A 12,580-nucleotide genomic window follows, 5' to 3' on the forward strand; every position below is an offset into this window, starting at 1 on the left:
TCGGTCGCGCCGTCCTCAGGCATAGGTTGGATGATGATGCGGAGCAAGGTGACGGGTGCGCGGCGCTGGGTCGTAAAGATCGGTAGCGCATTGCTGACAGCGGATGGTAAAGGCCTGGATCGCGCTGCGATGGGCGTTTGGGTCGAGCAGATGGTGGCCTTGCACGAGGCCGGCGTTGAGCTGGTGCTGGTGTCTTCGGGCGCGGTGGCGGCAGGCATGAGCCGCTTGGGCTGGACGGTACGACCGAGTGCCATGCATGAGCTGCAAGCCGCTGCGGCCATTGGTCAAATGGGATTGGTGCAGGCCTGGGAGTCGAGCTTTGCCGAACATTCTCGGCACACCGCGCAAATCTTGCTGACCCATGATGACCTGTCTGATCGCAAGCGTTACCTGAATGCCCGCAGCACCTTGCGTGCGCTGGTGGAGTTGGGCGTGATTCCGGTCATCAATGAAAATGACACGGTGGTCACTGACGAAATCCGTTTCGGTGATAACGATACGCTGGCAGCGCTGGTGGCCAATCTGGTCGAGGCGGATTTGCTGGTGATCCTGACTGACCGCGACGGCATGTTTGATGCTGATCCGCGCAATAACCCTGATGCGAAAATGATCTACGAGGCACGAGCCGACGATCCTGCGCTGGATGCGGTGGCGGGTGGCACCGGGGGAGCGCTCGGGCGTGGCGGTATGCAGACCAAGTTGCGTGCAGCGCGCCTGGCTGCGCGTTCAGGTGCTCATACGATTATTGTCGGTGGGCGCCTGGAGCGCGTACTGGATCGTCTCAAGGCGGGTGAGCGGCTAGGCACTTTGCTGTCTCCTGAGCGTGGCATGCTGGCGGCGCGCAAGCAGTGGCTGGCCGGTCATTTGCAAACCCGTGGCACGCTGGTGCTGGACGAGGGGGCTGTCGTTGCTTTGTCCAAAGGCAATAAAAGCTTGTTGCCGGTGGGGGTGAAGGCGGTTCAGGGTGGCTTCCGTCGCGGAGAGATGGTGGTGTGTGTGGCGCCGGACGGTAGGGAGATTGCTCGCGGCCTGGCCAACTACAGTGCCCAGGAAGCGCAAAAAATTATCGGGCAGTCGTCGGATGCGATTGTCGGTCTGTTGGGTTATATGGCGGAGCCTGAGCTGGTTCACCGCGATAATCTGATTCTGGTTTGATATTGAGGTGGTCATGCGGTTGATTAAAAGCGTGTTGGGCCTGGTATTGGCAATCCCGTTGCTGGCGTCGGCTGAAGAGATCGGCACGGTGTCGACCGTTTTCAAGTTTGTCGGCCCGAATGACCGCATTGTGGTCGAGGCCTTTGATGATCCGAAGGTGGAAGGGGTTACGTGCTACCTGTCGCGCGCCAAGACTGGCGGCATGAAAGGGGGGTTGGGGCTGGCAGAGGATCGCGCCGAGGCTTCCCTGGCGTGTCGTCAGATCGGTCCGATCAGCTTCAAGGGCGACTTGAAGGATGGTGAAGAGGTGTTCAAGGAGCGTACGTCGCTGGTGTTCAAAACCATGCAAGTGGTGCGCTTCCTGGACAAAAAGCGCAATACGCTGGTGTATCTGGTGTACAGCGATCGCTTGATCGAGGGTAGCCCGCAGAATGCGGTGACGGCAATCCCGATCTTGCCGTGGCCGAAACAGTAGCGGTTGATCAAAAAAAGCTGCGACGGGTCATCCGGTCGCAGCTTTTTTTTTGCCTGGCCGTCGGCGATTGCTGAATCGCAGGCATTAAAAAGCCGACCCTGAGGTCGGCTTTTTAAAAAGCTTAACGCTTAAGCGGCAGTCGCAAGGTTCAACGCCTTGACGTGGCCATTCAGACGGCTCTTATGGCGAGCAGCTTTGTTCTTGTGGATGATGCCTTTATCGGCCATACGGTCGATAACAGGTACAGCCAGAACAAAAGCAGCTTGCGCTTTAGCAGCGTCTTTTGCGTCGATGGCTTTAACTACATTCTTGATGTAGGTGCGAACCATGGAACGCAGGCTGGCGTTGTGGCTGCGACGCTTCTCAGCCTGTTTTGCACGTTTTTTGGCGGAAGGTGTGTTGGCCACCGTCGAGCTCCTCGAAAGACTTTGGGAAATAGCAAACAAAATAGGCCGCGAATCATGCCGATGACGGGATCTCTTGTCAAGGGCGTTTGATACGATCCGCTGAGTGGTTGATCGAGGTAGACGGGAGATTTATTTCCGGCGCTTGACCTGTAAACTCGCGAGCTTGGCTCTGTGCTGTTGCGGCGCGCAGTATCGCATAAGTGGGCGCTTTGTTCGCCTGCTCTTTCTCTTATAGGCAAAAACTCTTTCAATGAATTTGCTCAAGTCGTTGGCTGCCGTCAGCTCAATCACCATGATATCCAGGGTCCTGGGCTTCGTTCGAGACACCATTATCGCCCGTGCCTTTGGTGCGGGAATGGCCACGGATGCGTTCTTTATTGCCTTTAAACTGCCCAACCTGTTGCGCAGGATCTTTGCTGAGGGTGCTTTTTCGCAGGCATTTGTACCGATTCTTGCCGAGTACAAAAACCAGCAGGGTGAAGAGGCGACACGTACATTTGTGTCTTACGTAGCCGGTTTGCTGACGCTGGTGCTCGCCATTGTGACCGCGCTGGGCATGGTCGCCGCGCCGTGGGTCATATGGGCCACGGCGCCAGGATTTGCTTCGACTCCCGAGAAGTTCCAGCTGACCAGCGACATGTTGCGGGTCACGTTCCCTTATATATTGCTGATCTCGCTGTCTTCTCTGGCAGGGGCGATTCTCAATACCTGGAACCGTTTTGCGGTCCCGGCCTTTGTGCCGACCCTGCTTAACGTCAGCATGATTATTTTTGCGTTGTTCCTGACACCCTATTTTGACCCGCCGGTAATGGCGTTGGGGTGGGCGGTGCTGGCCGGCGGGCTGGCCCAGCTGCTGTTCCAGCTGCCGCACTTGAAAAAAATCGGCATGCTGGTGCTGCCGCGCCTCAATTTGCGTGACTCCGGTGTGTGGCGGGTCATGAAGCAGATGTTGCCGGCCATCCTGGGGGTTTCCGTCAGCCAGATTTCGCTGATCATCAATACGATATTCGCTTCATTTCTGGTGGCTGGGTCGGTGTCCTGGATGTATTACGCTGATCGCCTGATGGAATTGCCGTCCGGGGTACTGGGTGTTGCGCTGGGGACGATTCTGTTGCCCGTCCTGTCCAAGACCTATGCCAGCAAAGACCGTCACGAGTATTCGCGGATCCTCGACTGGGGGCTGCGCCTGTGCTTTGCGCTGGCGCTGCCGTGCGCGCTGGCGCTGGCGATCCTCTCCGAGCCATTAACGGTTTCGTTGTTTCAGTACGGTCAGTTCAGCGCACTGGATGCGGCTATGACCCAGCGAGCACTGATTGCCTACTCCGTCGGGTTGCTCGGGATCATTCTGATCAAGGTGCTGGCACCAGGGTTTTATGCCCAGCAGAATATTCGCACCCCGGTAAAAATCGCGGTGTTCACGCTGGTCATGACGCAACTGCTGAACCTGGTGTTCATTGTGCCGTTGCAACATGCCGGCCTGGCCTTGGCCATTAGCGTGGGGGCGTGCATCAACGCGGGCCTGCTGTTTTGGCAGTTGCGCAAGCAAAAGCTGTTTGTCGCCCAGCCGGGTTGGGCCAAGTACCTGTTCAAGCTGGTGCTGGCGGTGTCGGTCATGTCTGCGGTTCTGCTGGGGTTGATGCAGTTGATGCCGGCGTGGGATCAAGGCCATATGCTGGAGCGTTTCATTCGCCTGGGCGGATTGGTGGTTGCCGGAGTGCTGGCTTATTTCGGAATGTTGTTGCTGCTGGGCTTGCGTTTGAAGGACTTCGCCCGCAAGTCTCTGATGTAGGGCGATCACCGGTCAGACGTCTGTTTTGTCGCATTGACTGATTTGCCTTGCTCTGTTGCCTGTCGTACAGGCCCGGGTGTGGTTATAATCGACCACTTTATGAGCAAGAAGCGCGTTATGCAGCTGGTTCGAGGCCTTCACAATCTGCGGCCCCAACATCGGGGCTGTGTCGCCACTATTGGCAACTTTGACGGTGTACACCGTGGCCACCAGGCTATCCTGGAGCGGCTGCGCGAGCGTGCACTGGAGTTGGGCGTGCCCAGCTGCGTGGTGATATTTGAGCCGCAGCCGCGCGAATTTTTTGCCCCGGAACTTGCTCCGGCACGTCTGGCCCGGTTGCGCGACAAGTTGCAGCTGTTGGCAGATGCCGGGGTTGATCGTGTTCTGTGCCTGGCGTTCAATCAACGCCTGTGCAAGCTCAGCGCCGCCGAGTTTGTCGATACCATTCTGGTCGATGGGCTGGGTGTACAGCACCTGGAGGTCGGCGACGACTTCCGTTTCGGCTGTGATCGGGTCGGTGATTTTGATTTCCTGCAACAAGCAGGCGTCATGCGCAACTTCACCGTCGAGGCCGCTCAAACCGTTGAGCTTGAAGGTGTGCGAATCAGCAGCACCAAGGTGCGCGATGCCTTGGCCAGCGGCGATTTCTCCCTGGCAGAGCGTTTGCTGGGGCGCCCGTTTCAAATCGCTGGCAGGGTATTGCACGGTCAGAAACTGGCGCGCCAATTGGGTACGCCAACCGCCAATATTCAGTTAAAGCGTCGTCGGGTTCCGTTGACCGGGGTTTACCTGGTGAGCGTTGAAATCGACGGGAAAACCTGGCCTGGCGTCGCCAATATCGGCGTCAGGCCTACCGTTTCAGGAGATGGCAGCGCCCATCTTGAAGTACATGTACTGGATTTCGCCGGCGATTTGTATGGCCGGCGTTTGACTGTGGCATTCCACCACAAGCTGCGTGATGAGCAGCGTTTCGCCTCCCTGGAGGCGCTCAAGACGGCGATCAATGCGGACGTCGCCGCCGCCCGAGCCTATTGGCTGGGTCAACCGCTTAAAAAGAGCCTGAAATGACCGACTACAAAGCCACGCTAAACCTTCCGGACACAGCCTTCCCAATGAAGGCCGGCCTGCCACAGCGCGAACCGCAAATTTTGCAGCGCTGGGACAGCATTGGCCTGTACGGGAAGTTGCGCGAAATTGGCAAGGATCGTCCGAAGTTCGTACTTCACGACGGTCCTCCGTATGCCAACGGCACGATTCACATCGGTCATGCGCTGAACAAGATTCTGAAGGACATGATCATCCGTTCGAAAACCCTTTCGGGTTTCGACGCCCCGTATGTGCCGGGCTGGGACTGTCATGGCTTGCCGATCGAGCACAAGGTCGAAGTGACTCACGGCAAAAACCTGAGCGCGGATAAAACCCGCGAGCTGTGTCGCGCCTATGCGACCGAACAGATCGAAGGGCAGAAGTCCGAGTTCATCCGTTTGGGCGTGCTGGGTGATTTCGCCAACCCGTACAAGACCATGGACTTCAAGAACGAAGCCGGTGAAATCCGTGCGTTGGCCGAAATCGTCAAGGGCGGTTTCGTCTTTAAAGGCCTGAAGCCAGTGAACTGGTGTTTTGACTGCGGTTCGGCTCTGGCTGAAGCGGAAGTCGAGTACCAGGACAAAAAGTCCGCCGCCATCGACGTTGCATTCCCGATTGCCGATGAAGCAAAGCTGGCCGCAGCCTTTGGTCTGGCAGCGTTGAGCAAGCCGGCCTCGATCGTGATCTGGACCACTACGCCGTGGACCATCCCGGCGAACCAGGCGCTCAACGTGCACCCGGAGTTCACCTACGCGCTGGTTGACGTGGGCGACAAGCTGCTGGTGCTGGCCGAAGAGCTGGTTGAATCGTCTCTGGCGCGCTACAACCTGCAAGGCTCGGTCATCGCCACCACCACGGGCGCTGCCCTGGAGCTGATCAACTTCCGTCACCCGTTCTACGACCGTCTGTCGCCGGTTTACCTGGCCGAGTACGTTGAACTGGGCGCAGGTACCGGCGTGGTTCACTCCGCCCCGGCCTACGGTGTGGACGACTTCGTGACTTGCAAAGCCTATGGCATGGTCAACGATGACATCATCAACCCGGTGCAGAGCAACGGCGTGTACGTACCGTCGCTGGAGTTCTTTGGCGGCCAGTTCATCTGGAAGGCCAACCAGAACATCATCGACAAGCTGATCGAAGTCGGCTCGCTGATGTTCACTGAAACCATCAGCCACAGCTACATGCACTGCTGGCGCCACAAGACCCCGCTGATCTATCGCGCTACCGCGCAATGGTTCATCGGCATGGACAAAGAGCCGACGGCTGGCGATACCTTGCGCACCCGTGCAATCAAGGCCATCGAAGACACGCAGTTCGTTCCGGCCTGGGGCCAGGCTCGCCTGCATTCGATGATCGCCAACCGTCCTGACTGGTGCATCTCGCGTCAACGCAACTGGGGTGTGCCTATCCCGTTTTTCCTGAACAAGGAAAGCGGCGAGCTGCACCCGCGTACCGTCGAAATGATGGAGCAAGTCGCTCAGCGTGTTGAAGTCGAAGGCATCGAAGCCTGGTTCAAGATGGACGCTGCCGAATTGCTGGGCGACGAAGCACCGCTGTACGACAAAATCAGCGATACCCTGGACGTCTGGTTCGATTCGGGCACCACGCATTGGCATGTCCTGCGCGGTTCACACCCGATGGGTCACGAGACAGGCCCGCGTGCGGACCTGTACCTGGAAGGCTCGGACCAGCACCGTGGCTGGTTCCACTCGTCGCTGCTGACCGGTTGCGCCATCGACAACCATGCGCCGTATCGCGAACTGCTGACTCACGGCTTTACCGTGGACGAAGCCGGTCGCAAGATGTCCAAGTCGTTGGGTAACGTGATTGCACCGCAAAAGGTCAATGACACCCTGGGTGCTGACATCATGCGCCTGTGGGTTGCCTCGACCGACTACTCGGGTGAGATCGCGGTTTCCGATCAGATCCTGCAGCGCAGTGCCGACGCTTACCGGCGTATCCGCAACACCGCGCGCTTCCTGCTTTCGAACCTGACCGGCTTCAACCCGGCCACCGACCTCCTGCCTGCAGAAGAAATGCTCGCGCTGGATCGTTGGGCGGTGGATCGTGCACTGTTGCTGCAGCGCGAGCTCGAGCTGCATTACGGTGAATACCGTTTCTGGAACGTGTACTCCAAAGTGCATAACTTCTGCGTGCAGGAGCTGGGCGGCTTCTACCTCGATATCATCAAGGATCGCCAGTACACCACGGGTGCCAACAGCAAGGCCCGTCGTTCGTGCCAGACCGCACTGTTCCATATCTCTGAAGCGTTGGTACGCTGGATCGCGCCGATCCTGTCGTTCACTGCCGACGAGCTGTGGCAATATCTGCCGGGCGAGCGCAACGAATCGGTCATGCTCAACACCTGGTACGAAGGCCTGACTGAAATGCCGGAAGGTACTGAAATGGGCCGCGCTTACTGGGAGCGGATCATGGCGGTCAAGGTTGCGGTCAACAAAGAGATGGAAAACCTGCGCGCGGCCAAAGCCATCGGCGGCAACCTGCAGGCTGAAGTCACCCTGTTCGCTGAAGATGAACTGGCTGCCGATCTGTCCAGGCTCAGCAATGAGCTGCGCTTCGTTCTGATCACGTCCACCGCCAGCGTCGCGCCGTTTGTGCAAGCGCCAGCGGATGCCGTGGTCACCGACGTGCCGGGTCTCAAACTCAAGGTCGTCAAGTCGGCCCATGCCAAGTGCGCACGTTGCTGGCATTGCCGTGAGGACGTCGGGGTGAACCCGGAGCATCCGGAAATCTGCGGTCGTTGCGTCGACAATATCAGTGGCTCCGGCGAGGTACGTCACTATGCCTAACACCAGCACTGCCGGGCGCTTCGGGCGCCTGGGCTGGCTTTGGTTAACGTTGCTGGTCCTGGTCATTGACCAGGTCAGCAAGACCTACTTCGACAGCGCCCTGACGATGTACCAGCGAATTGAGGTTATTCCTGATTTCTTTAGCTGGACCCTGGCCTATAACACGGGCGCGGCCTTCAGCTTTTTGGCTGACAGCGCTGGTTGGCAGCGCTGGCTATTTGCGTTGATCGCGGTGGTCGTCAGTACGGTCCTGTTGGTCTGGCTCAAGCGTCTTGGACGTAACGACACCTGGCTGGCCATTGCGCTGGCGCTGATTCTGGGTGGCGCGCTGGGTAACCTGTATGACCGTATTGCTTACGGTCATGTGATCGATTTCATTCTGGTGCACTGGGAACATCGGCTATTTCCTGCATTCAATGTCGCCGACAGTGCGATTTGTGTAGGGGCCGTGATGCTGGCGTTGGATATGTTCAAAAGTAAAAAGTCCGGAGAAACCGCTCATGACTGAGCAACGCATTGGCCAGAACACGGAAGTCACTCTGCATTTCGCATTGCGCCTGGAGAATGGCGACACCGTCGACAGCACGTTCGACAAATCCCCGGCCACCTTCAAGGTGGGAGATGGCAGCCTGTTGCCAGGTTTTGAAGCCGCTCTGTTCGGCTTCAAGGCAGGTGACAAGCGTACTCTGGAGATCCTTCCGGAAAACGCCTTTGGCCAGCCGAACCCGCAAAACGTACAGGTTATTCCGCGCTCGCAGTTCAAGGACATGGAGCTGTCTGAAGGCTTGCTGGTAATTTTCAATGACGCCGCGAACACCGAGCTTCCGGGTGTGGTCAAAGTCTTTGATGATGAGCAAGTGACGATCGACTTCAACCATCCGTTGGCAGGCAAGACCCTGACCTTCGAAGTTGAAATCAAAGACGTCAAGGCGCTGTAATTCAGTGCCCGGCCATCGCCGGGCCTGATTGGCATTATTTTTTTGCGCGTCCCACGAGGCCCAGCATGCACATCAAACTCGCCAATCCCCGTGGCTTCTGCGCCGGGGTGGACCGAGCGATTGAAATCGTCAATCGCGCTCTGGAAGTCTTCGGCCCGCCTATCTATGTCCGCCACGAAGTGGTGCATAACAAATTTGTCGTTGAAGACCTGCGCTCCCGTGGCGCGATCTTTGTCGAAGAGCTGGATCAGGTGCCGGATGACGTCATCGTGATATTCAGTGCCCATGGTGTTTCTCAGGCGGTGCGTACCGAAGCTGCCGGCCGTGGCCTGAAAGTGTTCGATGCGACCTGCCCGTTAGTGACCAAAGTGCATATCGAAGTTGCCCGTTATAGCCGCGACGGCCGCGAATGCATCCTGATCGGCCATGCCGGTCACCCGGAAGTTGAAGGCACCATGGGCCAGTACGACGCCAGCAATGGCGGCGCGATCTATCTGGTTGAAGATGAAAAAGGCGTTGCCAGCCTGAATGTAATGAACCCGGAAAAACTGGCGTTTGTTACTCAGACGACCTTGTCGATGGATGACACCAGCCGTGTGATCGATGCTCTGCGCGCACGTTTCCCTTCGATTGGCGGTCCGCGCAAAGATGACATCTGCTATGCCACGCAAAACCGTCAGGATGCGGTGAAGCAATTGGCCAGTGAATGTGATGTGGTGCTGGTGGTGGGTAGCCCGAACAGCTCGAACTCCAATCGCCTGCGTGAGCTGGCTGAGCGCATGGCCACTCCGGCTTACCTGATCGACGGCGCTGAAGACCTGCAAAAAAGCTGGTTTGACGGTGTAGAGCTTATCGGTATTACTGCAGGTGCTTCAGCGCCTGAAGTGCTGGTGCGTGGGGTGATTCAGCAATTGCATGCCTGGGGGGCCACCGGTGCCGATGAGTTGGCCGGTCGGGAAGAGAACATAACGTTCTCGATGCCCAAGGAACTGCGCGTTCGCTCCCTGCTTTAAGACGCACACAATGCCTGCGCGGCCTGATCGCTGCGCAGGCTGATACGCCCGCTTTTTGCGAGGACCACCTGGTGGTGGCTTGTGCCAGTACTGGCCTGGCAAACATGCAGCGTTCCGGCCTGGAACGCACCGGCAGTCAACTGAGGCTCCCCCAGCGGGCTGAATCGCACGTAGTGTTTTACCGGCGTATTGCCCGCAATCGGTATGCGTCCATCACCCTGGATTTCGGTGAGCACCGGGTTGCTTTTGTCGAGATGCCCCTGGCCGCTCAGGTCCAGAATCACCCTCCAGCCGCGGCTCCAGTCTTCTTCAAACGCATGAATGATCACGTAATGCTGGCGTAGCAGCGCTTCCGTGCGCGCGTTGCGCAGGCTGCTGGCCAATTGTTCGGCAGTCACCTGGCGTCGCTGTTGCTCGACCAAAGCACTGTAGGCCGGGCTGGCAAAGCGGGCTGTCAGCGCCACGATGGTCAAGGTGAACAGCAGCTGAATCATGCCCATGCCTCGTTGATACACACGGTCCTCCCTGGACGCCTGCCGCTGTTCTCGTACGGGTTTCTACTAGGTATAGCGTGCGCAGCCCTGCACCGGGTCGTCTGTTGCCCGGTAATGGTTTCACCATGTTTGCAGGTGTGTGATGGGTTGTGTCTCACGGAATCATGCGAAGAATATGGCTGATCGCCTTGGCTGCCTCCTACCGGCAACGATGGTGCTCTGGATTAGGCTTTTTGCATGACGGTGCAGGACGCTCCGTCGATCCAGGCACAGGGACGGTTCAGATGGTTCGATTCTATAAACGCCGGCAAGCAGGAATGACCCTGATCGAGGTGCTGATCGCGATGTTGATCCTGGCGATCGGCCTGCTCGGCGGCGCAGGGCTCCAGCTCAATGCACTGAAATACACCCGCAGCGCGCTCATGAACACTCAGGCCAGTTTTATCGCTCATGATCTGCTGGAGCGCATGCGCGCCAACGCGGGCGGTGATTACCGCGTGACAGGCCTGGACCGGACCAGCCCCACGCTCAGCGGTGTGGCCGGGCAGGACCTGAATGAGTTCAAGCGCAATATTCGCCAGTTTGCAGGGGACGCCGCCAAGGGCACGGTTGCAGTCAGTGGGCAGCAGGTGCGTATCAGCCTGGAATGGAATGATGCCCGCGGTGGGCAGCATGACGGCTTTTCGAACTCATTTACCTTGAGCAGCCAGATCAGTGCCGATGCGCCGGTAAAAGCATCATGAAGCGCATGAGTTCAGGCTTTGGCCTCGTCGAACTGATGGTGGCGCTGGTGTTGGGGATGTTGATGGTGCCCGGAATGGCACAGATTTATTTAAGTGCTCACGAGACCTACGCCAGTCAGCGTGCATCGGCCATGCTTCAAGAAGATGCACGTTACGTCCTGAGTAAAATGGCCCGGGAAATTCGTATGGCCGGGATGTTTGGTTGCCTTGGGAGTGAGTACATCATTGATGCGCCGTCGGCGTTTCAAACGCCTGTGTCCTGGCAGGGGCAGGCCGGTTCCCGATCGCTACAGATGATCAGTGCAGACATAGGGCCTCAGGGAACAAGGCCAGACTGGACTGTGGTGTCTGACTGTACGACCTTTGCCCAGGCATATCGTGGCGCACGATCATCGTTGTCCCCGGGTGAAACAGGGTTTCCCGTGCGACGGGTGGTCTACCGGTTTGATAAGGGGCAGTTGAAAACGGGGGCTGACAACGCGGTGCTGCTGGACAATGTCGCGACATTTGACGTGAGTTTTGGTGTGGCCGGCTCGGCCAGTGCCCAGTCGGTTCTGCGTTATGAGTCCAGTCCGGACGATCTAGCCAGAATCCGCAGTGTAAAGGTTGCTCTCACGCTGAGAGATCCCGCGGGGCGGGTCAAAGATCAGGCTTATCACCTGGTTGTCGCGTTGCGCAATCGACTGGTTTAGGGCGCGACCCATGTTGGTTTATTCGCATGCGCAGAAAGGCATGGTGTTGCTGGTTAGCCTGATATTCCTGTTGTTGCTCAGTCTGATCGGCATTGCTGCAATGACCCGAGCGACGCAGCAGGAAAAAATGGCCGCAGGCATTCAACATGCCAATCATTCGTTCCAGGCTGCAGAAGCTGCACTGCGCCAGGGCGAGTCCTGGTTGCGGGTCAACTGGCCCGGTTTGCTCGCCTGTACTTCTCCGTTTATGTGCGTTCCACCAGCCTCTGCGCGTATTCAACGGATGCCGGGCTTCGACCCCATATCAGGTGTGCGCTGGCTACCCGTTGCGGGTGGGTTGTACGGCATTCAGAGCCTTGGCCCGAGCATGACACCGGCCGATTATCCGGCGAACACTTCGACCTGGTTGTACCGGATTACAGGGATCGGTTTGCATGGGCAATCCCGCACGGTGCTCGAAAGTCTGTATGCCCGGTATCAGGATGCGAGTGGGGGCACTGAAGATGTTTCTCCACCGTCTGTGCGAAGGGTGATGTGGCGACAAATTCAATAGGGAGTGTCTGATGCCAAAGCATGGGGACGGTTTTAGCTTGATCGAATTGATGATCGCTGTGGCGATCGTCGGTATCCTTGGAGGATTCGCTTATCCGCTGTACAGCGATTATGTGAAGCGGGCTTATCGCTCTGAAATTGTTGTCCTGTTGATGGAGAACGCTCAAGCCCTTGGGCGGTTTTACACAAAAAGCGGTGTATATACCGGCGCGCAGGGTCTTGGTTCAGGTAATCAATACTACAGCGTCACGTCCGATCTGGCAGATCACGCCTTCTTGCTCACGGCAACGCGCAAAGAAGGCTCCTCAATGTCGGACGACTCATGCGGGAACTTCACATTGACCCACACGGGCTTGATGGCAATGACCCAGGCCGCCCCGGACCTGACACCTCAGCAGTGTTGGGGGCGCTAATGATTTACTTTGA

General features: G+C 57.8%; 14 protein-coding genes. 12 read left to right on the top strand and 2 right to left on the bottom strand.

Annotated features, from left to right (window positions below; translation table 11 throughout):
• Positions 1-36: 36 nt before the first annotated feature.
• Together proB and AWM69_RS17220 are read left to right on the top strand one after the other, a co-directional pair.
• Positions 37-1,155 carry a glutamate 5-kinase gene (gene proB, locus AWM69_RS17215; protein WP_048378460.1) on the top strand — a complete coding sequence of 373 codons (1,119 nt, stop codon included), beginning with the start codon at positions 37-39 and terminating at the stop codon, positions 1,153-1,155.
• 13 nt (positions 1,156-1,168) lie between these two features.
• Positions 1,169-1,630 (top strand): CreA family protein, encoded by a 462-nt coding sequence (locus AWM69_RS17220; protein WP_218727692.1) that lies wholly within the window; start codon positions 1,169-1,171, stop codon positions 1,628-1,630.
• A gap of 128 nt (positions 1,631-1,758) precedes the next feature.
• On the opposite strand, the gene rpsT is transcribed toward AWM69_RS17220, so the two are convergent.
• A complete protein-coding gene (gene rpsT / locus AWM69_RS17225) occupies positions 1,759-2,037 on the bottom strand; it encodes a 30S ribosomal protein S20 (RefSeq protein WP_131652153.1) in 279 nt (92 codons plus the stop codon).
• Between the two features lie 250 nt (positions 2,038-2,287).
• Between rpsT and murJ the strand changes: the two genes are divergently transcribed.
• The 6 genes from murJ (at position 2,288) to ispH (ending at position 9,673) form a co-directional block, all read left to right on the top strand.
• Entirely contained in the window at positions 2,288-3,826 is a 1,539-nt protein-coding gene (gene murJ, locus AWM69_RS17230; RefSeq protein ID WP_131652154.1) for a murein biosynthesis integral membrane protein MurJ, read from the top strand.
• A gap of 117 nt (positions 3,827-3,943) precedes the next feature.
• Positions 3,944-4,894, top strand: coding sequence for a bifunctional riboflavin kinase/FAD synthetase (gene ribF, locus AWM69_RS17235; protein WP_131652155.1), 951 nt, complete (start codon positions 3,944-3,946; stop codon positions 4,892-4,894).
• Positions 4,891-7,722, top strand: coding sequence for an isoleucine--tRNA ligase (gene ileS, locus AWM69_RS17240; protein WP_131652156.1), 2,832 nt, complete (start codon positions 4,891-4,893; stop codon positions 7,720-7,722). Before ribF ends, ileS begins: the two co-directional genes overlap by 4 nt.
• Positions 7,715-8,230 (top strand): signal peptidase II, encoded by a 516-nt coding sequence (gene lspA / locus AWM69_RS17245; RefSeq protein ID WP_048378239.1) that lies wholly within the window; start codon positions 7,715-7,717, stop codon positions 8,228-8,230. Before ileS ends, lspA begins: the two co-directional genes overlap by 8 nt.
• The gene (gene fkpB / locus AWM69_RS17250; RefSeq protein ID WP_048378238.1) at positions 8,223-8,660 is read left to right on the top strand and encodes an FKBP-type peptidyl-prolyl cis-trans isomerase; all 438 of its coding nucleotides are present in this window, start codon (positions 8,223-8,225) and stop codon (positions 8,658-8,660) included. Before lspA ends, fkpB begins: the two co-directional genes overlap by 8 nt.
• A 65-nt stretch (positions 8,661-8,725) precedes the next feature.
• Positions 8,726-9,673, top strand: a complete 948-nt coding sequence (gene ispH / locus AWM69_RS17255; protein ID WP_131652157.1) for a 4-hydroxy-3-methylbut-2-enyl diphosphate reductase — start codon at positions 8,726-8,728, stop codon at positions 9,671-9,673.
• On the opposite strand, the gene AWM69_RS17260 is transcribed toward ispH, so the two are convergent.
• Positions 9,670-10,173: a GspH/FimT family protein gene (locus AWM69_RS17260; protein WP_218727715.1), complete on the bottom strand. Its 504-nt coding sequence runs from the start codon at positions 10,171-10,173 to the stop codon at positions 9,670-9,672. The two genes, ispH and AWM69_RS17260, sit on opposite strands and share 4 nt — an antisense overlap.
• A 278-nt stretch (positions 10,174-10,451) precedes the next feature.
• Between AWM69_RS17260 and pilV the strand changes: the two genes are divergently transcribed.
• From pilV to AWM69_RS17280, 4 genes are read left to right on the top strand one after another with little or no spacing between them, the layout of a single operon-like run.
• Complete coding sequence (gene pilV / locus AWM69_RS17265) at positions 10,452-10,910, top strand: type IV pilus modification protein PilV (RefSeq protein ID WP_131652158.1); 459 nt, start codon at positions 10,452-10,454, stop codon at positions 10,908-10,910.
• The gene (locus AWM69_RS17270; RefSeq protein WP_218727694.1) at positions 10,907-11,602 is read left to right on the top strand and encodes a PilW family protein; all 696 of its coding nucleotides are present in this window, start codon (positions 10,907-10,909) and stop codon (positions 11,600-11,602) included. Before pilV ends, AWM69_RS17270 begins: the two co-directional genes overlap by 4 nt.
• 10 nt (positions 11,603-11,612) lie before the next feature.
• Positions 11,613-12,155 carry a PilX N-terminal domain-containing pilus assembly protein gene (locus AWM69_RS17275; protein WP_256930399.1) on the top strand — a complete coding sequence of 181 codons (543 nt, stop codon included), beginning with the start codon at positions 11,613-11,615 and terminating at the stop codon, positions 12,153-12,155.
• A 10-nt stretch (positions 12,156-12,165) separates the two neighbouring features.
• Positions 12,166-12,567 (top strand): type IV pilin protein, encoded by a 402-nt coding sequence (locus AWM69_RS17280; RefSeq protein WP_218727695.1) that lies wholly within the window; start codon positions 12,166-12,168, stop codon positions 12,565-12,567.
• Positions 12,568-12,580: the final 13 nt, after the last annotated feature.

Source organism: Pseudomonas sp. D1HM (assembly GCF_019266105.1).
In the GTDB taxonomy this organism is placed as follows: Bacteria; Pseudomonadota; Gammaproteobacteria; order Pseudomonadales; family Pseudomonadaceae; genus Aquipseudomonas; species Aquipseudomonas taetrolens.